The 20,587-nt window shown below is 45.2% G+C and carries 20 protein-coding genes; 11 read left to right on the top strand and 9 right to left on the bottom strand.

The genetic code is table 11. From position 1 onward, the window contains the following. Positions 1-197: 197 nt before the first annotated feature. On the top strand, positions 198-2,216 hold the full coding sequence (locus QUA25_RS07000; protein ID WP_333036636.1) for an Eco57I restriction-modification methylase domain-containing protein: 2,019 nt from the start codon (positions 198-200) through the stop codon (positions 2,214-2,216). 179 nt (positions 2,217-2,395) lie between these two features. After that, on the top strand, positions 2,396-3,760 hold the full coding sequence (locus tag QUA25_RS06995; protein WP_333036634.1) for an MFS transporter: 1,365 nt from the start codon (positions 2,396-2,398) through the stop codon (positions 3,758-3,760). A 215-nt stretch (positions 3,761-3,975) separates the two neighbouring features. Here QUA25_RS06995 and QUA25_RS06990 read toward each other — a convergent pair whose 3' ends face one another. Continuing rightward, positions 3,976-5,334 carry a calcium-binding protein gene (locus QUA25_RS06990; RefSeq protein ID WP_333036632.1) on the bottom strand — a complete coding sequence of 453 codons (1,359 nt, stop codon included), beginning with the start codon at positions 5,332-5,334 and terminating at the stop codon, positions 3,976-3,978. A gap of 214 nt (positions 5,335-5,548) precedes the next feature. Beyond that, positions 5,549-6,910, bottom strand: coding sequence for a calcium-binding protein (locus tag QUA25_RS06985; protein ID WP_333036631.1), 1,362 nt, complete (start codon positions 6,908-6,910; stop codon positions 5,549-5,551). A gap of 136 nt (positions 6,911-7,046) precedes the next feature. On the opposite strand from QUA25_RS06985, the gene QUA25_RS06980 reads away from it, so the two are divergent. The 4 genes from QUA25_RS06980 (at position 7,047) to QUA25_RS06965 (ending at position 9,827) form a co-directional block, all read left to right on the top strand. Further along, a complete protein-coding gene (locus tag QUA25_RS06980; RefSeq protein WP_333036629.1) occupies positions 7,047-7,250 on the top strand; it encodes a hypothetical protein in 204 nt (67 codons plus the stop codon). Positions 7,251-7,254: 4 nt separating this feature from the next. Further along, entirely contained in the window at positions 7,255-7,791 is a 537-nt protein-coding gene (locus QUA25_RS06975; protein WP_333036628.1) for a GNAT family N-acetyltransferase, read from the top strand. A 337-nt stretch (positions 7,792-8,128) separates the two neighbouring features. Further along, on the top strand, positions 8,129-8,875 hold the full coding sequence (locus QUA25_RS06970; protein WP_333036626.1) for a HEAT repeat domain-containing protein: 747 nt from the start codon (positions 8,129-8,131) through the stop codon (positions 8,873-8,875). 37 nt (positions 8,876-8,912) lie between these two features. Next, the gene (locus QUA25_RS06965) at positions 8,913-9,827 is read left to right on the top strand and encodes an Rpn family recombination-promoting nuclease/putative transposase (protein ID WP_333036623.1); all 915 of its coding nucleotides are present in this window, start codon (positions 8,913-8,915) and stop codon (positions 9,825-9,827) included. Between the two features lie 111 nt (positions 9,828-9,938). On the opposite strand, the gene QUA25_RS06960 is transcribed toward QUA25_RS06965, so the two are convergent. The 6 genes from QUA25_RS06960 to QUA25_RS06935 form a co-directional block, all read right to left on the bottom strand. Beyond that, on the bottom strand, positions 9,939-10,712 hold the full coding sequence (locus tag QUA25_RS06960; RefSeq protein ID WP_333036620.1) for a class II aldolase/adducin family protein: 774 nt from the start codon (positions 10,710-10,712) through the stop codon (positions 9,939-9,941). A 107-nt stretch (positions 10,713-10,819) separates the two neighbouring features. Further along, positions 10,820-11,491 carry a hypothetical protein gene (locus tag QUA25_RS06955; protein ID WP_333036618.1) on the bottom strand — a complete coding sequence of 224 codons (672 nt, stop codon included), beginning with the start codon at positions 11,489-11,491 and terminating at the stop codon, positions 10,820-10,822. Between the two features lie 179 nt (positions 11,492-11,670). Continuing rightward, a complete protein-coding gene (locus QUA25_RS06950; protein ID WP_333036616.1) occupies positions 11,671-12,948 on the bottom strand; it encodes an NAD(P)/FAD-dependent oxidoreductase in 1,278 nt (425 codons plus the stop codon). Positions 12,949-12,960: 12 nt separating this feature from the next. Beyond that, on the bottom strand, positions 12,961-13,119 hold the full coding sequence (gene rd, locus QUA25_RS06945; RefSeq protein WP_333036615.1) for a rubredoxin: 159 nt from the start codon (positions 13,117-13,119) through the stop codon (positions 12,961-12,963). Between the two features lie 231 nt (positions 13,120-13,350). Beyond that, positions 13,351-14,118 (bottom strand): ChaB family protein, encoded by a 768-nt coding sequence (locus tag QUA25_RS06940; protein ID WP_333036614.1) that lies wholly within the window; start codon positions 14,116-14,118, stop codon positions 13,351-13,353. Positions 14,119-14,478: 360 nt separating this feature from the next. Next, positions 14,479-14,640 carry a DUF433 domain-containing protein gene (locus QUA25_RS06935; protein WP_333036613.1) on the bottom strand — a complete coding sequence of 54 codons (162 nt, stop codon included), beginning with the start codon at positions 14,638-14,640 and terminating at the stop codon, positions 14,479-14,481. A gap of 79 nt (positions 14,641-14,719) precedes the next feature. Here QUA25_RS06935 and QUA25_RS06930 point away from each other — a divergent pair, with 79 nt between their 5' ends. The 4 genes from QUA25_RS06930 to QUA25_RS06915 all read left to right on the top strand — a co-directional run bounded on the left by QUA25_RS06930 (position 14,720) and on the right by QUA25_RS06915 (position 18,998). Next, positions 14,720-15,409 (top strand): polysaccharide deacetylase family protein, encoded by a 690-nt coding sequence (locus QUA25_RS06930; protein WP_333036612.1) that lies wholly within the window; start codon positions 14,720-14,722, stop codon positions 15,407-15,409. Between the two features lie 4 nt (positions 15,410-15,413). Further along, on the top strand, positions 15,414-16,400 hold the full coding sequence (locus tag QUA25_RS06925; RefSeq protein ID WP_333036610.1) for a DUF6263 family protein: 987 nt from the start codon (positions 15,414-15,416) through the stop codon (positions 16,398-16,400). A gap of 162 nt (positions 16,401-16,562) precedes the next feature. Continuing rightward, entirely contained in the window at positions 16,563-18,044 is a 1,482-nt protein-coding gene (locus QUA25_RS06920; protein WP_333036609.1) for an S-layer homology domain-containing protein, read from the top strand. A gap of 279 nt (positions 18,045-18,323) precedes the next feature. Then, entirely contained in the window at positions 18,324-18,998 is a 675-nt protein-coding gene (locus QUA25_RS06915; protein ID WP_333036607.1) for an acetoacetate decarboxylase family protein, read from the top strand. A 225-nt stretch (positions 18,999-19,223) separates the two neighbouring features. Here the strand turns inward: QUA25_RS06915 and QUA25_RS06910 are convergent, their stop codons facing one another. Continuing rightward, positions 19,224-19,700 carry an orange carotenoid protein N-terminal domain-containing protein gene (locus tag QUA25_RS06910; protein ID WP_333036605.1) on the bottom strand — a complete coding sequence of 159 codons (477 nt, stop codon included), beginning with the start codon at positions 19,698-19,700 and terminating at the stop codon, positions 19,224-19,226. Positions 19,701-19,988: 288 nt separating this feature from the next. Here QUA25_RS06910 and QUA25_RS06905 point away from each other — a divergent pair, with 288 nt between their 5' ends. After that, a complete protein-coding gene (locus QUA25_RS06905) occupies positions 19,989-20,576 on the top strand; it encodes a Uma2 family endonuclease (RefSeq protein WP_333036603.1) in 588 nt (195 codons plus the stop codon). Positions 20,577-20,587 lie beyond the last annotated feature (11 nt).

Raw genomic sequence — 20,587 nt, 5'->3', positions numbered from 1 at the left:
TAGACCTAGATACTTAAGTAAAATCATAACGCTTGGTTTCAGTTTGTGTCATCGTTAGCTACCTCCCGATCTAGCTATATGAACAGTAAACATACTTTTGGATAAGTTATATATTTTCTAGTGCGCTTGACATTTTTGCACATCGGTGCAATTTTGGGCGAAAATACACTGAACAGGCGATCGCACTTTTTGAACAAATGATAGTACCGCAATTTCAAACCCTAGCCCTTCCCGGTAACAGCTACTCAACAGCAAGCAATTTACTCGATCGAGTAGATGGCTGCCGCCAAGAAGCAACCCGAAAGTTGCAGCAAAGCCAGAGAGGAGAAAAGGGACAATTTTTAACACCTTCCTCAGTCGCAAGTTTGATGGCGGGAATGTTTGAATTTAACTGTCCCGATATATCGCTTTTAGATGCCGGGGCTGGTATTGGTTCCCTGTTAGCAGCCGTTGTTTGCGAACTTTGCCAGCGCCCCAACAAACCGCACAGCCTGCACGTTACAGCTTATGAAATTGACCTTATTTTGATTGAATACCTCAAGCAAACTTTAGAATTATGCAGTATAGAATGTCAGCGTTTTGGGATATCTTTTACCTGTGAGGTTCGCGAAATTGATTTTATTCAAGACAGCGCCGATATGTTGCAGCCCAATCTATTTACACAAGCAGTAAAACGGGAATTTACCCATGCAATTATCAATCCTCCCTATGTCAAGATAGACGCTAAATCCCAAGCCCGAACCTTGCTGCGTTCTATAGGACTAGAAACCAGCAATCTCTACGCTGGCTTCACAGTGGCTGCTGCTCACCTGCTCAAACCAGACGGTGAATTAGTGTCGATTACTCCCCGCAGCTTTTGCAACGGTTTATACTTTCGAGATTTCCGCAAAGTCTTCCTTCAAATGATGGCTTTACGTCAACTACATATCTTTGAATCCCGACAGTTGCCATTTCGCGATGATGCAGTGCTGCAAGAAACTATTATTGTGCGCGCCACCAAACAAATAGAACAGCCAGATACTGTACTAATCACCTCAAGCAGCAGCGTGGGCGACGACTTGGTTTTGTCTCACCAACTGCCCTATACCGCCCTAATTAATCCCAAAGATTCCGAGCAATTTATTCGGATTTTACCGGATTCGGTCAGCCAGAAAGTAGCCGAGCAAATGGCTCAATTTACTTGCACCCTAGAGGAATTAGGCTTAACAGTTTCTACGGGAAAAGTTGTAGATTTTCGTGTTCGCTCTGACTTGCGGCTAAAACCGGAAAACGGTACAGTTCCGCTGATTTATCCCGCACACTTCTCGGCTGGCTGTGTTGAATATCCCACCGCAACGAGAAAGCCTCAAGCTTTAGCTGTCACGGAAAAAACTGCTGCACTCCTCGTACCTAACGAACATTATGTTTTGATCAAGCGCTTCTCGTCGAAGGAAGAGAAAAAGCGAATTGTTGCAGTTGTCTGGGATGCCAATAAAATTAATAGTTCTCGCGTTGGTTTTGAGAACCATTTGAATTACTTTCACCAACAGGGACGCGGATTAGACCTCACCCTGGCGCGGGGATTGGCCGTTTATCTAAATTCGAGTTTGGTAGATGCGTTTTTCCGATTGTTCAACGGACACACTCAAGTTAATGCTACGGATTTACGCAATTTGAAGTATCCTACTGTAGAGCAATTACTTTTACTTGGCGCTCAAATAAGAGAAATATTTCCTACACAGCGGGAGATTGATCGACTTGTCGAGACACAACTGCTGAACAATCCCAATCCGTTAGAAAATAGCCCCCTGACAATCAAGAACCGTATTGATGAATCTCTAGAAATACTTGCAGCGCTCGGTTTTCCAAAAGGTCAGCTTAACGAACGTTCCGCCTTAACCCTTCTGGCTTTGCTTGACCTCAAGCCAAAGGATGCTTGGGAATCGGCGAAAGCTCCACTTCGGGGAATCACACCCATTATGGACTTCATGGAGCAGCAATACGGTAAAAAATATGCACCAAATACGCGGGAAACTGTGCGTCGCCAGACTGTCCATCAGTTTCTAGATGCAGGTTTAATTGTTGTTAATCCTGACAGTCCCGAACGTCCGGTGAATAGTCCAAAAACTGCATATCAGATAGAAGAAACTGCTCTCGAACTGCTGCGAACTTATGACACTTCTGACTGGGAAAAGAATGTTTGCGCTTACCTCGTTCATTTTAAGGGAGAAAAATGATTGCACGGTTATCCCAAAAATAGAAATATTTGTGAGTCAGAAGGATGCTAAAATACACTGTTTATATGGCTGCCGCTGGCATCGGAATGACATATAGTGTGATGCCAAGGGTTGAATAGACCGGAATTGTCGATCGCACTCCGTAAATCAAATAAGTAACTAGGTAAAATATCTCTGCAATGGAAAAAAAGCATAACGCTGGATTGTGGGTATCAGTATTATACTTCGCTCAAGGTCTCCCTTACACCGTCGTTAATTTAATGTCGGTGATTTTTTTGAAAGGTATGGGAACCAGCAACGAACTCATCGGATTGACAAGTCTGTTGTCTTTCCCTTGGGTTTTAAAAGGTTTGTGGGGGCCAGTTGTTGATTTGTATTCCACCAAACGCAAATGGATTTTAGCAACCGAAATCATTTGTGCTTTTCTGTTTGCTTTCCTAGCTTTTGGCGTATTAACGCCGGCACCGATTATTATATCGCTTGTTATCTTTACGGCGATCGCATTTGTCTCAGCTACTCACGACATCGCTATTGACGGATTTTATTTAAACACTCTCAATAAAGACCAACAAGCACTATTTGTCGGGGTTCGCAACACGGCTTATAGAGGTGCTGTCATTGCCGGTAGCGGTTTATTGGTGTTCTTAGCCGGGAAACTGGCCGAAAACCATTTAGTCACCGGAAATACAGGCGACACCAAAATCTATCAAAACATTCCACTGTCACTTTTCGGTTCGGATTTTAGCGTGTCTGCGCTTAACTACGGATGGGCGACAGCCTTTGGCATTTGTGCGATTATGTTTGTGCTGATATATCTCTTTCAGCGGTGGTATCTTCCCTATCCTCGAAATTACGATCTGGAATCCGACACCCCCCAACAAAGAACCAGCTTTATCGAAGCATTCAAAACCTATTTTCAGCAAGATAAAATAGGTTGGATTGTGGCTTACGTTTTGATTTTTCGCTTGGGCGATGCCTTGACTTTTAAAATGGCTCCTCCATTTTTAATGGATAAAGTTGAGAAAGGAGGATTAGCAGTTTCTACGTCGGATATGGGCTTATTATCAGGTACTTTAGGGGTAATGTTTTTGTTAATAGGAGGGTTGCTGGGCGGCTATTTAATTGCTAAACAAGGATTGAAAAAATGGATGTGGCCGACGGCTATTCTGCAAAATTCAACTAACGTGCTGTATTGGCTGTTGGCAATCAATCAACCGGGGATTGAATGGGCTTATGCTGTAAACTCGATCGAGCAATTTACTTACGGACTTGGCGTAGCTGCCTATACAGTGTTCTTGATGCGGACTGTCCGCCCTGAATACGAAGCATCTCACTATGCAATTACAACGGCTTTTATGGCCGCAGGAGTGCTGATTCCAGGCGTTTTTAGCGGCTACTTGCAGGCGAATCTCGGCTATCAAAATTATTTTTTGATGAGCGCGCTGGCTGTAATTCCCGGTATGCTGACGATTTTCTTTCTGCCCCTAGAAGATGAGAAAAAATTAGCATCCATGCCCAGACCTGGACTGGACGATTTCGATTAATATCAAGTGCGATCGCTATAATTATAAGAGCCGGGCGGGGCGGGTTTACGAAGGTCTGCACTTTTTTTTCGAGATTTCGGTGAACCCGCCGTTGGAGGAATATTGATGTTTTTAATCATGGCAGAGTATAAATTGTCGGTGTTTGTTTTCCTAAGATAAAATAAGGACACAACATTGTTGTGTCCTTACCGAATATCTGTATTGCCAGCCGCCAACTAAATCGCAATAAAATCACTAGCTGTTAGCGGACTACTTGGAATGCCAGGAATACTGGCAAGAACTTCGCCATTACGGGCTAGTTCAATCGTCGTTATAAAATCCCCTGGAGTAACTCTGACTTGGTTGAAGGTCAAACCTCCACTCAAACCGATTAAATCTTGACCCTTTTGAAAGTCTACAAGTGTATCTGTACCGGCACCTGCTCCTAACACTAATACGTCGCGTCCAGCGCCACTGATTAAGAGATCCGCACCCGCTGCGCCAATGAGTGTATCGTCTCCTTCTGCCCCGTTCAAATTGTCATCCCCTTTGCCGCCTAATAGCAGATCGTTGCCGCTGCCACCGCTGATAATATCGTTGCCTTTGTTGCCGCTGAGAGTGTCGTTTCCCCCATTGCCAGTGATAATATCGTCGTCTCCAAAACCTGATGCTGTATTGTTGGCCTCGTCACCGACTAAATTATTAATTTGGGAGGGAGCTAGAGCAGTTTGCATTGCTGCAACGTTTGCTAAAAATGAGGTTCCCGGAGTGGTTCTTAATTGCTCTAAACTGCTGCGCGATTCCAACGAGGTTCCCAAGGCTGGCAGTGCAAAGTCTAAGCCAGCTAACAGTTCTAAATAATCTGAATCTGTAAAAGTGAAATCCGGGCGGCTCAACTGGTCTACAGTGATTTCTGTCTGAGTCAAGCCGGGAGGTGGAGAAGTTAACAAACCGCTTTGCGTGTGCTTGTCCAAGACAAGTAGCGGGTTGATAATCGGGTTAGTAAATGTTTGAAGAATTACTTTGCCGGGGATAAAAGCTTCTCCTCCCAAACTAACAAAATCGCCGTTAACTATGTAGTGAGTTACATTTTTTCCTGCCCCGGCTTTCTGCTTAAATGTATTGACGGTGCTCTGATCAACTCCGGGAGAATTGAAGGTGATAATATCTCCGATAGTAGATGTAAATTCGGTGGCGGCTAGTTGCGTTATGGCACCGCCCAAGCTGTGTCCAAGAAGGTCTGGTGGCAAGCGGCTGGGGTTTTTGGCTGTATCTTGACTGATTTCTGTCAACCAATTTCCTAATGCTTGTTTGTTGGCTTCAAATTGGTTGAAACCGGCGCCGCGCGGGTCTGCGTTGGCAATATCGTCTACGAGCGAATCCGTGCCGCGAAATACCAAAATAGGCGGTTTGTCTGGGGTGGTGGAAATTAAGCCGATCGCGTGAAATCCAGTTCCGGGATCGTCAAAAGTGCGATCGATTTGGTAGCCAGCAGCGGTCAAACCCGTTTGAACTAAAGTTTGAGACTGGGGGTCGTTATCTATGTAAACAACTTGCTTGGCTATAGTTTCGTAAGCGGCGGGGGAGGAGGGCATATTTTTTTATTTCCTGTCGTTTGAGGGGTAATTAGTTTTTAAGCTACTAAACTAAGTTTACTATAAACTTAGTTTATTGACCATATTAATTGGTCATTTTTAGTAGTTTTTTTGCGGCAAATTGATACAGATTTTTTAATAAAAAAAAACCTATCGCTACAAAACCCAGGCAGGTTTTGCGCCACCAAAAATACAAATTTTGAGCACCCTAAAGCTATACAAAATCTACCCGCGTAATATCGCTGGCAACTACGCCTCTGAGAGTAGCAAGAATTTCCCCAGTAACCGGGATAGTAATTAAAGCTCCGTCACCACCTTGGGTTACTCTAACTTGAGGAAAAGTTAGACCCCGCGACAGGGTAATTAAATCTTCACTATCTTGAAAATCTAAAATCACATCTGCTCCGCCGCCGGATTCCAATACAAAGCGATCGCGCCCCGCACCACCAATTAAAAAATCGTTGCCAAACTCGCCGGAAACCAAATCGTTTCCGTCGCCGCCCTCGAAATAATCGTTATCTCTGCCGCCGTACAAGAAATCGTCGCCATCACCACCGGTGATGCTGTCATTACCTCGATTGCCTCTGAGAGTATCGTTACCGCCGTTGCCGATAACTGTATCCTCTCCAGGGCCCCCCGTAGCAGTATTGTTGCGAGCGTCGCCTGATAAATAATTCGGTTGTAAGGGAGCTAAACCGTATTGCATTTCTCTGATCAACTGCACAAAAGAAAATTCTGGTGCTGTTCTCACACTCTCTGCACCGCCTCTGCTTCTGATCGCTACTGACACATTGGGCAGGGCCAAATTCATCGCAGCTATAAACTCGTTAAAATCTGAATCGTTGTTATAAGTAAATTCAGAACTGTTTAATTGTTCTACGGAAATTTGCCTCTGCAAAAAACCGACGGGCGGAGTAGTTAACAAATTTTCAGTTCGATGTTTTGCCAAAACAGTTAAGGGATTAATACTCGGATCTGTAAAACTTTGGATAAATACTTTACCCGGGATAAATGCTTCGCCAAACAAGCTGACTACATCTCCGCTGGCAATGTAGTGAGTGACATTTTTGTTGCCTGCCCTGCTGAGATTTCTCCGAAAACTGTTAAATGTACTCACTGATACTCCCGGAGAGTTGAAAGTAAAGATATCGCCGGTCAGAGATGTGTATTCGGTTGCTACAATTTGAGCGACAGCTCCGCCCCAACTGTGCCCGATGACATCTGGCAATAATTTGCTGGGGTTTTTACCAGTATTTTGACCGATTTCTGTGAGCCAATTTTTGATATTATCTTTGTTCTTTTCAAATTCTGGTAAACCAATGTCCCGCGAGTCGGAAAAGATAGCGTCGCCGTCGATGAAGTCTGTACCTTTAAATACCAGGGCGGGCGGGTTTTCGGGATTGGATGAACCGAACCCGATCGCATAAAAGTTTGTTTCTGGGTCGTCGAATATGCGATCGATATAGTAGCCATTAGTATCTAGGAAAGTCGAAACTTGATTTTGCGCGCTCGGCTTTTGATTCAAAAAAACAATTGATTTAGCTAGAGATTCATAAACAGCAGGCGAGGCACTCATAATATTATATTTTCTGTTTGTTGGTATTTGCGATCGCTCTCTTGTTGAGCTAATTGTCCAATGGTAGCAATTATAGCTGACAAGATTTGTATGGTACACTTGATAATATCAACTCAAGAATTAAGTTTTTGCGGTTATGGGTATCATTCGTCAATACATTGCTCCATTGATAGCGGTATTAGTATTTTTCGCGGCTCTGGTAGCAGTCAGTGCTCGCATCTTTTTGCCTGGTGACATGGCTGCCCCCGCACCGATTGAGGAAGCGATCCCGCAAAAGCAAGCGGCAGTAGTGAATCCAATTTTCTTGGGGCTAAATTATTCCGCTTTTCGTGTCCGCTGAGCTGATGTCTGCTCAACTAATACCGGGCTACCGGCTGCGCTCAGGATCGGGACTCGATCGGGCAAAACTGGTAAAGTTTATGCACCGGACTTACCAAGAGCTTTACCCGGATGGGGAATTGGGACATTTGGCTCAAACTGTCGAGCAGTATTTTTCTAACCAGACGCCGGTTTGGTGGGTAGAGTGCCAGAAAAACACCCAGGAAGAGGCAGAAATTTTGCCGGCGCTTCCCTCGCAGTATCTCAATCCCCAATCTCAAGCCCAAAATCTGACATCGGTTGTCGGATGTTTGTGGTTGGGAAATGCGATCGACCAAACCACCGGAGAACGCTACGCTCACATTTTTTTGTTGTACGTAGCACCGGAACATCGCCGTCTAGGAGTAGGTGCAGCTTTAGTTATTCATGCTGAAAATTGGGCGCGGGAAAGAGGCGATGGGCAAATTGGTTTGCAAGTATTTCTGAGCAATCAGCCTGCGGTGAATCTCTATCAAAAATTAGGCTATCAAACTCATTCCCTCTCGATGCTCAAATCCCTTTGAAATATAAATTCTACTGGTTTGGAATCAGGGCAAAAGTCCTGATTCATTCCAATTATGAGGACTTCTGTCCTCACTACCAACTTAAGTAACAGCAGAGATATTCCTTTGTAGTAAGGATTTTAGTCCGGATTCATCCAAATTATGAGGACTGAAGTCCTCACTAGAAACTTAGGTGACAGCAATTATGAGAACTGAAGTCCTCGCTATTAACTTAGGTGACAGCAGAGGTATTTGTTTGTAGTAAGGTACTGCGCGCGCACCCTACAATTATTGACTGCGGACTGCTGAGTGCTGACTGAGTTGCTTAGGAGCATCCTCTGTGCGGTAAAGTTTTTTTATGAACAATAACGACTACTCCAACGCCCTTGATACTGACACGGAACTGGAAAGCCCTTTGGATCATTTTGACGAATCCGAACCCCCGCTGCCAGATCCCGAGGAAATGCTGCCTTTGCTGGAATCCCCGGAACCTCAGCACCGGATGATTGCGGCGCGGGCTTTTTGCGAACTGCAGGACGATCGAGCAATTTCGCATTTAATTAATTTATTGAGAGACGGTTGCCCCTTGGTGCGAGTGAGCGCGGCTTATGCTTTGGGGCGAAATCCGAGTCCCGATGCTGTGGAACCGCTGATTTTTCAGCTTAACCGCGATTGGAACGGTTACGTTCGCAAAGGGGTAGTTTGGGCCTTGGGAAATTGCAGGGACCACCGCGCTTTGCCATCTTTAATTGATGCTCTGAAAACTGATATTTCGGCGGTGCGTTTGTGGGCGGCGAGTTCTCTGGGTCAAATGGCAAAAGTTGGTTACTATGTGGTGATTGCGGCGATTCCGCCGTTGATTGAAGCGCTGCGGGGAGATGCTGTGTCTGCTGTGCGGAGCAACTGCGCTTGGGCGATCGGGCAACTGGCACGCGAATTGCCGAATAATATAGTGTACGCTGGGGCGATCGATGGTCTGATTGAAGCTTTAGAAGAAGATGAAGATATGGGCGTGCGGGAAGATGCTAAATCTTCACTTTTGCGAGTTGGCGACCCGCGAGGTTTGCAGATAATTGAAGATCTAGAAATGGAAGGACTTTTGTGATTTAAGCGCCCCCATTACCAATTACCCACTATTAATTATGCCTTTCATCAGTGCTAAAACAGATTTTGGTTTCAAAAAAATATTTGGTTCCCCCCAGAGCAAAGACATTTTGATTAGCTTCCTCAATGCTATGCTCTATGACGCGCAGCCTACCATTGAAGACTTAGAAATCATCGATCCCTACGCCGCGCCGAGTGTTACTGGATTAAAAGACACTTACCTGGATGTTAAAGCCAAAATTACAGGCAACAAAACTGTGATTATCGAAATGCAGGTAATAAATGTAGAAGCTTTTACTAAACGGGTAGTGTATAATGCCGCCAAAACCTACGCAACTCAACTCAGACCCAGGGAAGGATACTCTAAATTAAATCCTCTGATTGCTTTAACAATTACAGATTTTATTCTATTTGAAAACACAGAAAAACTTCTGACCCATTTTGTCTTTAAAGAACTCGAAGAAAACTTCGAGTATTATAACAGAGAAATCGAATTAGTATTTGTCGAACTGCCCAAGTTTAACAAAGAACTGGAACAAGTCGAAAACCTAATTCAAAGCTGGATTTATTTTATCAAAAATGCTCCCCTCTTCGATGAAATACCGGAAAAATTTGCATCAATGCCCGAAATTCAAACAGCTTTTTCCATCGCCAGCAGAACTAATTTAACCCTTAAGGAGTTAGAGGAATTGGAAAAGCGGGAAATGTTTTTTGAAGACCAACGCGGTGCTGTTATTAAAGGGATGCAAGAAGGTCGCCAAGAAGGTCTAATTGAGGGGCAAACAGCATTAATCCTGCGTCTACTCCGGCGGCGCACTGGCGAAATCCCACCCGAAACTAAAACTCGCATTCGGCAGTTATCTCTCGAACAATTAGAGGATTTAGGAGAAATATTGTTAGATTTTACCAGTCAAGAGGATTTGATAGCTTGGCTGGAATCCGTGTCAGGATGAATTTATAAATTTTGCACTTCTGATACTAAATCCGGCTTTAATACCCCCTTCATTCTTGATTCGCCGCAGGCGGAATGTGTTTGTGTAGTAGCGGTTTCAACCGCCTAGTTGCTAATCTAATAAGTCAGGTTCCCGACGCACAATCATGTCATAAAGCGGTTGAAAGCTAAACCATCCCATGCGGTGAGACCCTACTTGCTGCTGTGTTAAACGCGCACATTCTGGCTTGATGAGAATTGGTTTTCCCGCTGCTTCGGCCATTAACTGCGCTTGACAAGAACGTTCCATTGCAATAAACCACCAAGCTGCTTCATCTACTGTTTGACCTACTGTTAACAGTCCGTGATTTTGTAAGATAATAGCTTTTTTCTCACCTAAAGTTTTGGCGATGCGTTTAGCTTCTTCGATTTCCAAAACAACTCCGGTGTAATCGTCAAATAAAGCTTGGTCTTCATAAAAAGAACAAGCATCTTGCGTCAGCGGGTCAAGCAGGCGGCCCAAACTCGACCAACTTTTGCCGTAGGGAGAATGAGCGTGGGCTGCTGCGATTACGTCGGGGCGGGCGCTGTGCACTTGGGAATGAATGGCAAATGCTGCTTCGTTTACGGGTTTATTTCCTTCAACAACTTCGCCTTTGTGGTTGACTAAAATTAGGTCGCTGACTCGAATTAAACCAAAGTGCATTCCAAAAGAATTGACCCAGAAATGGTCTAGGTGTTCGGGGTCACGGACGGTGATGTGTCCGGCTATTCCTTCGCTGAATCCGAAGCGGGCAAATAATCGGAATGCGGCGGCTAAACGCTGTTTGCGGTGGCGGCGTTCTTCTTCAAGTGAGTTGAATGTTGGGGGTTGAAAAGTGACTTTGGGGATTTTTATTGCAACCATATATTTTATTAGTGAAAAGACAGGAGGCAGAGCCTCCGAATCGGCATTCCCAGTCAGAGACTGGGAACGAGATAATTTGGAATTGTGGGACAGGCATCTTGCCTGCCCTACTGACTGGCGACTTCACTAAGGCGCAAACCTGCGATGTTTTTGCAGTCAAAGGTGGCGTTGTTGCCGGGGCGACGTTCTATTAATTCGAGAATTTGTCCGGCGGGGTTTTGCAGAAACCACTGAGTTAATGAGCCGGAGTTTAGAGGATGCTCTGATAGTGGTTTAAAGTTTTTATTTTGCCATATCTTAGCAGCATTCTGCACGTTTTCAACTCGAATCGCGACGTGGTGAACGGCTTCTAATCCTCTTTCTTGCTGGAAGCGGTCTGTTTGGTCGCCCGGTGCGTGGGGCGCATCTAATACTACTAAGCCGCCCGCTGGCATTAATAAGGTCATTAAATGCAGCCACAAGTCGGAGGGAACATTAATGTTTTCCCCACAAAAGTTAATCGGGAACAAGTCGGGGCCTTCAACTGTTTTGGCGCCGAAGGGGTAAAAAGATTTGGCGTAGTTTTCGAGTTCGGTGCGGCTAGGGAATGTGAGGACAAAGTGGTCGATCGCAACTTGTTCGTCGTACAGGTGTGTTTCAAACGTCCAGGCTGTTAAAAATTCGGGAGTGATAAATTTGGGGTTTAGTTCCAGCAAGCCATTTTTTTCAATGAAAGGTGAGTCAAAATGGATGTCAAGGTTGCGATCGAACTCTAGGGTTTTTAGATTCAAGTCTTTCATGTATCTCACCCAATGTTAAGTCCGCCAAACTGCGAATTTTGTCTACAAGCTGAAGAGGACACACATTTGGTGCGCCTTAATTCAAAAATAACACAAAATTTAATATAGGCGAGCCGATCGCGCGATCGCAACTCCCAAACTTTTACACAGCAAGTATTCCCCAATCTAAAATCTAAAATCTAAAATCTAAAATCCGATGGTTTGCCGATCGCCAAACCGGCCAACCACGCCGTAGTCCAAGCACTTTGGAAGTTGAAACCGCCCGTCACGCCGTCGATATCCAAGATTTCGCCCGCAAAGAAAAGTCCGGGACAGCGGCGGCTTTCCATTGTCTTGAAATCGACTTCTTTGAGGTTGACACCGCCGCAGGTGACGAACTCTTCTTTAAATGCGCCTTTTCCGGCAATCTGATATTCGCCTTGAACGAGTTCTAGCAGGAGGCGATCGAGGATTTTGTTAGATAAGTCAGCCCAGCGTTTTTGCTCATCAATGCCGATCGAACTTGTCAAGCGTTCCCAGAGGCGGCGCGGCACCGGAAACGGACAGCTAGAGACAATCAATCGGTGCGACAACTGCGACTTAACCGCTAGCAGTTGCTGCCGCAAAACTTCCGCATTGTACTGGGGAAGCCAATTAACCAGCACAGGTGTTTTATAATGGCGATCGTGCAAAAATCTCGCACCCCAAGCCGAAAGTTTGAGTACAGCAGGCCCGCTTAAACCCCAGTGAGTAATTAGCAAAGGCCCGCTTTGTTCTAATTTAGCTCCCGGCAATTTCACCTTAGCATTAGGCACAGAAATTCCGGCTAAATCTTTGATTCTGCTGTCTGAAATATTAAAAGTAAATAGAGAAGGAACGGGCAGTTCTACAGTATTACCTAACTCTTTGGCCCATTTATAACCCGACGGATTGCTGCCTGTAGCGAGAAGAATGCGATCGCACTTAAGTCTTTCCCCCGACTTCAACTCAATTTCAAAACTAGGGGCGGTGTCGCCGTGTTCGCCCTCTGCGGTGTTGCCCGTTAATTTCTTTACTGAAACGACTGCATCACCCGTGCGAATTTTCACGCCTGCATCCTCAGCAGCCCGAATCAAACAGTTAACAATTGTCCCCGAATCGTCGGTGATCGGAAACATTCGCCCGTCTTCTTCGGTTTTCAACTTCACACCGTGACTGGCAAACCATTCTACAGTATCGCGGGGTTGAAATCGAGTAAAAGCACCGCGCAGAGCTTTCCCTCCTCTGGGGTAATTCTGCACTAAAACACCGGGGTCAAAACAAGCATGAGTCACATTGCAGCGCCCGCCGCCAGAGATGCGAACTTTTGCCAGGAGTTGCCGGCCAGCTTCTAGTAAAGTGACGCGGGCCTGCGGGTAGGTTTTGGCACAGGTAATTGCACTAAAAAAACCCGCTGCACCGCCGCCAATGATTGTAATTTTGAGGATTCGATCGGACAAATTTTTTCTCGCTTATTCTGGTTCAAAATCGGATTTTGCCGCCCCGCAAGTGGGACAAACCCAATCGTCGGGGATATCTTCAAAGGCAGTACCGGGAGCTATGCCTCCGTCGGGGTCGCCTTCTGCTGGATCGTAGACGTAATTGCAAACTGTACAAACGTATTTTTGCATTTGCTTAACTCAATTTTTTATTGTAAGCCTATAGATTGTACTTGACAACGCAACCTAGTGCAATACCACTTTCAAAAAGTAATGAGACTTTCTGTAATTCCCAAGTCTTTACGAATTAAGTTTTGCACCATCTTCAAATCTCAAATCTCAAATCTAAAATCGTCAAAGCCTCCTGAACCGCAGTTCTAGAGGCTTGATCGTATTTTTTATTAGTTTGCTGCGATTGGAAGACTAGACTTTTGCTAAAGGCTTAGTCCAAACGCCGTTTTCATCTTCTTCGTACTGCTGGTGAATGGCATTCCAAGCGGTGTGTTCCGCTTGTATCGAGTCGTTGCTTTCATCAAATGCGGCGTTGTATGATTCCATAAAGGTTTTTTGAGCTGCTTCCGACAGGTGCGATCGCACTTCTGGAGACAAATCTGCCGGACTATTGCAGCGACCTTTGACGGCGCGCGGCAGCGTCATTTCGCTAATAGCTATCTCTTCGCCACCTGCACTTTCTAGCAAGAGTTTAAATTCGCCCGATTTATCTGCGGGAACTTCTGCCATCACGAGAAATTCGCCTGCTTCAACGCGGGTTTGATAGATAGTTGCTTTGTCTTCCGGCATTCCCAAAGCGACCAAAGCCGAAACTAGACCCGCACCGGCCGAACCTGCGATCGCGCCGCTAGCTGCACCCAACAGTACCGCACCCAGCGGGCCCGCCGAGACTACTGCACCGACAAAGGGAATAAACAGGACACCGACGCCTGTTAGCAAACCCAAAAAAGAACCGAATAAGGAACCAAAAATCGCCCCGCTTCGCAGACCGCCTAATATCACATCTTTTTTAGTAATAAAGCCGGCAATTTTAGTTTTAGATTGAAAGTTTTTTCCCATTACTGAGATGTGGTCGCGGGAAACTCCGCGATCGAGCAACCGCCGAATTACACCGTCTAATTGTTCTTCTTCCTTAAATACGGCTGAAACTGTGCGTTCGGCTAAATATTCCTCGGTCATTGTTCCTCCTTGATGGTTGGTAGATTAGCTGTGCTAGTTTTTAGTATAGGAAGACACTATAGGGTAAGCGCATCGACCCCGAGATAGAGGTCGATTAATGGGACATAGTTTGAGGCTCTATCAAAAGACTTAAGAGATTTTTTAAGTAGCGATCCCTCAGCTATTACAGATAGTTATTAACCTCTCATATAACCTTACTAATATTATGATTATATTCTCTTTTAACGGTTTAAGTTGGATTATGTATTCAGATTTTCCGGAGTCAAAATCAGCCTTTTATGCTGCTATATCCGCGTCGAGTTTGTCTTGATTCGCCAAAGAATAGGCTAGTAAACCATAAATTTGTGTTTGCGATCGAGTCTAGTGCGGTTTTTGATCGATGATTTGTTCTGGAGTCAGCCTAGCATTAACATCAATAGCAATATTTTTTACGGTAATTCGGGTTTGGGCGATGCGCGGGTGGGTGCCGCAAGTTCCCGGCGTGCTGACAATTAGCGTTCCAATCTCAACGGTAGTTGTCATCTTTACCTAGATTAAGTTAACTTTATTTTATTGTAACGCAGCTTCATTTCTACCCGATCGCATTTATCAAGGTTAATCAATGCCATTAGCACCCCTGTTTCCTGTCGTTCATCCCATCCTCAAATCTGCTTTTCCCAGATGTCTGTGGACTGGAGATATCAACAGCCGAGAGATCGCCCTCACATTTGACGACGGGCCGCACCGTCAGCACACACCTCAACTGTTAAAAATTTTAGATAAATACGACATCAAAGCTAGTTTTTTCTGGCTAGGTTTTTGTGTGGACAGGCATCCAGAAACGGCTAAAGAAGTGTACGATCGCGGACACTGGATCGGCCTCCACGGCTATCAGCATATATCGTTTCCCAAACTAAAAACCCACGAACTCAAACAAAGTTTAGAAGACACGCAGAAAGCAATTGCCAAAGCTTGCGATTTAGACCCACAATTAATCCTGGACGTGCGGCCACCCAACGGCATTTTTACGCCGCGAACATTAGAGTTATTGCAACAGTGGGAATATCGCCCTGTAATGTGGAGTGTCGTCCCGGAAGATTGGGTGCGACCGGGGGTGAGGAAAGTTATTAGTCGCATCGTGCAGCAAACTGAAAACGGATCAATTATTGTACTGCACGACGGCTATTGCGGCGGTGAAGATGTTGCAGCTTCGGCGGATAAAATAATTCCATTGCTTTTGTACAAAGGTTACAAATTTGTGACAGTCGATAGACTGTGGGAACAGACCAACATTCAAATAACAGGAAATTAAGTTAATGAAAAAAAGACAGTTTATTGCATCTCTTTGTTTGGTAAGTGCCGGATGGGCGATCGAGCTTTCTCCTGCTTCCCTAAGCGCGGAAACTCCACTTGTAGTGCAGCAGCCAGCCCCTGGCGTATCTGCGCCTGCCCTCAACTCGAAAACCCCGCAAGTGGAACTGCTAAATCCGGGAGTGGAACCACGACAGGAACTGCGTTTAAAACCAGCTATCGATGTCAAAGAAACAACTGTTATGACCGTAAAAACGGATATGGAAATATCCGCATCCGGTCGGTCTTCGCCTGGGGCTAAAATTCCAGTATCGGTGATGACTTTCGAGACAAAAGTCACTAAAATTGATCCCAATGGCGATATTCACTACGAGTTTGCTTATACTAACTCAGATATCGTCGGCGATACTGGAAATATGCCACCAGCCGTCCGAGATGCCATGCGTTCCGCACTCAAAAGCATGGTGGGAGTGAAAGGCTCTTTCATCATGGACAATCGCGGTTTTCATAAAGGAGGTGACATTATTTTGCCCGAAAAAGCTGACAACAACCTCAAACAAATGGTTGGACAAATGTCTAAATCTCTAGAACAACTAGCCTCGCCGCTGCCTGCCGAAGCAGTCGGAAAAGGAGCGAAATGGCGCGTTTCTTCTTCCTCTGATTTCAGTGGCATGAATGTGAATGACATTGCTACCTATGAATTGGATAGCTGGCAAGATGGAGTTGTGTCTCTGAATGTAAGTATAGAGCAGCAAGCCAACCCCCAAAATATTACCTCTCCCCAATTGCCTGCTGGAACTACTTTAAGCCTCAAATCTTTTAGTTCTCAGGGCCGGGGAAAAGTTACAGGGCGCTTGGATAGATTAATTCCTTTGCGCTCTAGTGTGTCTATTAGTTCAAATAGCGAAATGAGTGTTAAAAATGCTGGCAGCTCAGAAGAATCAACAATCACCACAAAAATGGCGATGGAGATGACTTTAGAGTCGAAGTAAGCTTTATTATAGGAACTAGAAAAATTAGGGACACGGCACTGCCGTGTCCTTAGTCGCCGGTTAACTTGTAATAAATGGTATTAAATCAGGTTAATATACCTGATATTATATAAATTTTATGAAAGTTTCGATCGCCAATTTGTAAGTAGAGGAGTCTGTTCTATGATTCGATCGCACAGATGGCAAGCTATCATCGGTTTACTGGTAGCCCTGGGGATAATCATCGGGAATTTAATGTTTCCGGGTCTGAATGTAGCGCCGGCAGTTGCTCAAGCCAAATTTAAGGATGTTAACGACCATTGGGCGCAAGCTTGCATTGAGGAGTTAGCACAGAAAAAAATCATCAGTGGCTACTACGAAGACGGCACTTTTCGCCCGAATCGCCCCGTCAGCCGCGCTGAGTTTGCGGCGATGGTTCGCATGGCTTTTCCCGATGCCAAAACCGTCCGCGCTCCGATCGACTTTGCAGATATTCCTACAAATTACTGGGGTTTTAAAGCAATTCGAGAAGCTTATCAGACGGGTTTTATGTCTGGATACAGTGGCAGTATCTTTAACCCCACTTTGAATATTACCCGCTGGCAGGCTTTGGTAGCTTTAACCAGCGGCTTGAAATATACACCTACGGGGTCGGCGGCTGAGATTTTGGATGCGACTTTTGAGGATGCGCGGGATATTCCGGAACTGGCCAGAAGTGCGATCGCCGCTGCCACAGAAAAACAACTTGTGGTCAATTATCCTGCTGTTAAACAGCTAGAACCTACTCGGAATGCTACTCGCGCCGAAGTCGCAACTTTTTTCTGTCAGGCGATCGCCAAACCCGGTCAAACAGCCTTAGTTCCTGCCCAATATATCGCCCAAGTTCCGGCGAATATCGGCCCGCCGAGAACAACAGAAATCTCGGAAGCGGGGAAAGTTCGGGCGGAAGTTTCTTTCGTAAAAGAAGCAGAAAATGCTAAAAATCTCCGCATCATAATTATCCGCGACGGTAAAACTTTATTAGAAGAACCAGTGCTGATTCCGACTCGCTCTCTAGTAGATAATCCCGACCAAAGAGCCAGCGAAGAAATATCAGAAGGACGTTTTTTATCGCTGCGAATCCGTGATTTGGACGGGGACAAAGAACCGGAAGTGCTGGCAGATTTAGTGTCAATCAAAAGCGGCGTCCGATGCTGCAATTATTCGTTTATTTACCGCTACGAATCGGGGGCTAACAAGTACAGTCACATCAAGCATTTTTGGGGCAATGTGAGTTACGAAATAGTCGATTTTGGCAAAAATGATATCCCAGAGTTTAAGAGTCTGGACGGCAGATTTTCCGAGGCTTTTACAAATTATGCTGATTCTCGCTTTCCGCTGCAAATTTGGCAGTACCGCCAAGGTAAAATGCAAGATGTTAGCAAACAGTATCCGGTGGAAGTATACACGAATTCTGCTGAGCTTTGGCTGGAATCTAACAAGCGTCTGAGTGAAAATGGGGAGGTGAAAGGGGTGTTGGCGGCATTCATGGCGAACAAGTATGTCATGGGCCAGGAGGCGGAAGGTTGGCAGTTGTTGGAGAGGGTTTATCAAGGGCGCGATCGCACTCAATTCTTTGGGAAGTTGCGGGAGTTTTTGGTAAGTACGGGTTATGCTAGTAAGTAGATTTTGAGGTGTTTAACCGCCGATGAACGCGGATAAACGCTGATAATATCTGTAGGGGCGGGTTTTACGAATAATATCTAATTCCTACTAACAATATTACTAAACCCGCCCCCATACAACAGATAACCCACGTCAACTATTCATCAATTTTATCGTCACATATTAATTTGTTTAAATAAAGTAAATCACTAACAACTTGTGAAGAAATACCAAAAATAGTTGCTTTTTGAAGCGCCCAGCTAAAATAAATATAAAATCTCATAAATTTAATCACTGAAAATGGTATATCCATCTGCACCTTGGAATCTGCAAGGTTATGCTGTTGAGACTTTACAATTGGTAGATGTGGCACGAGTGCGCCCCTTGGTTCCCTCTGAGTTAGAAATTGTCTCTTTATTGCCAGGAAAAACCCTAGGCGGCATTTATATATCCTCCTACGGGTTGGGTTCGGTGATGGAGTACAATGAGTTAATTGTAGTTAGCGCGATCGCCAATTATGCAGGAAAATGGGGCGCTTGGATTTCCCATATTTACGTAGACAATCCTAACTCGGTAGCCGGCGGGCGCGAAATTTGGGGGCTTCCTAAAGAATTAGCTCAATTTAGTTGGGAAGGCAGCGATTCGGTAAAGGCAGCACCGCTAGGCTACCGCGTCACAGTTAGCCAAGAAAACCGTCAACTGTGCAGCCTCAATTACAGCCAGCAAACGTTAGCCTTACCCCTGCCTTTTAGCGGAAATGTTTTCAGCGCTGACCGCAGCAATTTGTTGTTGTTTAAAGGAGGATTGCAGTCTCGCATCGGTTTGATTAAAGGCGAATTAGAAGTGGCAGAAGAAAGTCCTTTTGCCAGTTTAAACTTAGGCCAGCCCTTGCTAACTTTTGGCTCCGAAGATATGCGTTTAACAGTCGCTGCGCCGGAAGTTGTGGGGAACAAATCCCTTGAATTCAATTATTAGCTGTAAAGTGCGGGTATTCGCCGTAAACCTAAAAAAACCGAACAGCCAGAAACCCGGTTTCTTGAAGAAGCCGGGTTTCTGGCGCGGGGTATTAGTTTGATCTACTTACTAATCTTTTTGAGAACTTACGCATCAAAAGGCTAAAAACCCGGTTTCTTCTTAGATGCCTCGTTGCGGCACGCCATATTCCCCTACAAACCGGTTTTTTTTTCGTAAGCCCTATTTTTAAATGCCAGCCCCCGGAGCGGCTTCAGCACCCATTTCTAAGATTGTACCGCGAAGGAAATCAATTTGCTGCTGGAAATCCATCCCCTCAATCTTTCCTAATAAAGCTTTTCCTGCTTCGGGAAGTTGATAGTCTGGAGGCACAGGAATAATAGTTCCTTCGTCCATTCCTACTGCTAGGAAATACCAAAAAGCCAGCTTGGTTTCAGGACTCATTGAGCCGTACATCCGGCTGATTTCGGTATTGGCTTTTGAGGCAATGTCCCGCATTACTTGTAGTTGTTCTTGGTGGGGCAGAGGCTTGACTTGCTCGAACAAACCCTGAGCGATTTCGGAACCGGAAGCACCGGGAGCCGCTGGGGTTATTGACTTGCCCATTTCGGTGTAAACAAACCACAGCAAACCTAATTGGTCGTCTACACTCAACTGCTTAATATCTGCTTTTCCTTGGTCGTAAGCACTGGTAGTAAAGGTCATTCAAGCCTCCAAAATAATATGTATTGCTCAGTTTTCTTATTTGTGAGAAAACTTTTGTTTGCTACTTAAGTTAAAGTACCTAATAAATAGTGATGCTAGAATCTTGCTTAAGACAGAGATGATCCCGGACATAAGTTCGGGGAGTAAATTCACCAAAATCGGGAAAATTTGCAACCAAAGGATGAGGCAAATTTGACAAGATTGTTGTTAGCGGAGCTCATGATTAGCATTGTTTAGCCGATCGACGATCGCCTATAATCGCAACAGACCTGTATTGAGGTGGCTGTTATGTCGATCGCAACTGCTAAACGTTTCACCATAGCGGAATATCATCGCCTCACAGAACTGGGGTTCTTTGGTGAGGACGATCGAGTTGAGCTAATCAAGGGAGAACTTGTGAAAATGGCAGCTAAAGGTACCGCTCATTCTGTTTGCGAGACACGCTTGGAACGCGAGTTATTTAAGCTGCTGGGAGAACGGGCGACACTGCGAGGCCAACAACCGATTATTTTGCCGGATGACAGCGAACCAGAACCCGATCGCGCGATCGTACAAAATCGCCCTGACGACTATCTATCCTCTCACCCCTGTCCAGGGGATATACTGTTGCTGATTGAGATTGCAGATTCTTCTTTGAGTTACGACAAACAGGTTAAGCTCCCCCTTTATGCTGAAGCCGGAATCTCGAACTATTGGATATTTAATTTATCACAAACTTGCTTGGAATGTTACAGCGAGCCGTATCAGAATGCCCCTGGCCAATTTGGTTATCGCAGGACGCTGATTTTTCTGCCCAACGAGTCTGTTAATCTGCCTTATTTTCACGACTTGGCGCTCGATTTATCGAGAGTGTTTCCGCCAACTATAGCATCCTGAAGGACTGTGAT

It is taken from the genome of Microcoleus sp. Pol17C6, assembly GCF_036701145.1.
Classification (GTDB): Bacteria; Cyanobacteriota; Cyanobacteriia; order Cyanobacteriales; family Microcoleaceae; genus Microcoleus.
Note: the sequence above shows the minus strand (reverse complement) of the source record. Positions and strands in the feature narration are given on the sequence as shown.

Excerpts from the sequence above, each read along its gene's own strand:
- QUA25_RS07000 (WP_333036636.1), top strand. The coding sequence starts at position 198 with ATGATAGTACCGCAATTTCAAACCCTAGCCCTTCCCGGTAACAGCTAC.
- QUA25_RS06995 (WP_333036634.1), top strand. The coding sequence starts at position 2,396 with ATGGAAAAAAAGCATAACGCTGGATTGTGGGTATCAGTATTATACTTC.
- QUA25_RS06990 (WP_333036632.1), bottom strand. The coding sequence starts at position 5,334 with ATGCCCTCCTCCCCCGCCGCTTACGAAACTATAGCCAAGCAAGTTGTT.
- QUA25_RS06985 (WP_333036631.1), bottom strand. The coding sequence starts at position 6,910 with ATGAGTGCCTCGCCTGCTGTTTATGAATCTCTAGCTAAATCAATTGTT.
- QUA25_RS06980 (WP_333036629.1), top strand. The coding sequence starts at position 7,047 with ATGGGTATCATTCGTCAATACATTGCTCCATTGATAGCGGTATTAGTA.
- QUA25_RS06975 (WP_333036628.1), top strand. The coding sequence starts at position 7,255 with ATGTCTGCTCAACTAATACCGGGCTACCGGCTGCGCTCAGGATCGGGA.
- QUA25_RS06970 (WP_333036626.1), top strand. The coding sequence starts at position 8,129 with ATGAACAATAACGACTACTCCAACGCCCTTGATACTGACACGGAACTG.
- QUA25_RS06965 (WP_333036623.1), top strand. The coding sequence starts at position 8,913 with ATGCCTTTCATCAGTGCTAAAACAGATTTTGGTTTCAAAAAAATATTT.
- QUA25_RS06960 (WP_333036620.1), bottom strand. The coding sequence starts at position 10,712 with ATGGTTGCAATAAAAATCCCCAAAGTCACTTTTCAACCCCCAACATTC.
- QUA25_RS06955 (WP_333036618.1), bottom strand. The coding sequence starts at position 11,491 with ATGAAAGACTTGAATCTAAAAACCCTAGAGTTCGATCGCAACCTTGAC.
- rd (WP_333036615.1), bottom strand. The coding sequence starts at position 13,119 with ATGCAAAAATACGTTTGTACAGTTTGCAATTACGTCTACGATCCAGCA.
- QUA25_RS06940 (WP_333036614.1), bottom strand. The coding sequence starts at position 14,118 with ATGACCGAGGAATATTTAGCCGAACGCACAGTTTCAGCCGTATTTAAG.
- QUA25_RS06935 (WP_333036613.1), bottom strand. The coding sequence starts at position 14,640 with ATGACAACTACCGTTGAGATTGGAACGCTAATTGTCAGCACGCCGGGA.
- QUA25_RS06930 (WP_333036612.1), top strand. The coding sequence starts at position 14,720 with ATGCCATTAGCACCCCTGTTTCCTGTCGTTCATCCCATCCTCAAATCT.
- QUA25_RS06925 (WP_333036610.1), top strand. The coding sequence starts at position 15,414 with ATGAAAAAAAGACAGTTTATTGCATCTCTTTGTTTGGTAAGTGCCGGA.
- QUA25_RS06920 (WP_333036609.1), top strand. The coding sequence starts at position 16,563 with ATGATTCGATCGCACAGATGGCAAGCTATCATCGGTTTACTGGTAGCC.
- QUA25_RS06915 (WP_333036607.1), top strand. The coding sequence starts at position 18,324 with ATGGTATATCCATCTGCACCTTGGAATCTGCAAGGTTATGCTGTTGAG.
- QUA25_RS06910 (WP_333036605.1), bottom strand. The coding sequence starts at position 19,700 with ATGACCTTTACTACCAGTGCTTACGACCAAGGAAAAGCAGATATTAAG.
- QUA25_RS06905 (WP_333036603.1), top strand. The coding sequence starts at position 19,989 with ATGTCGATCGCAACTGCTAAACGTTTCACCATAGCGGAATATCATCGC.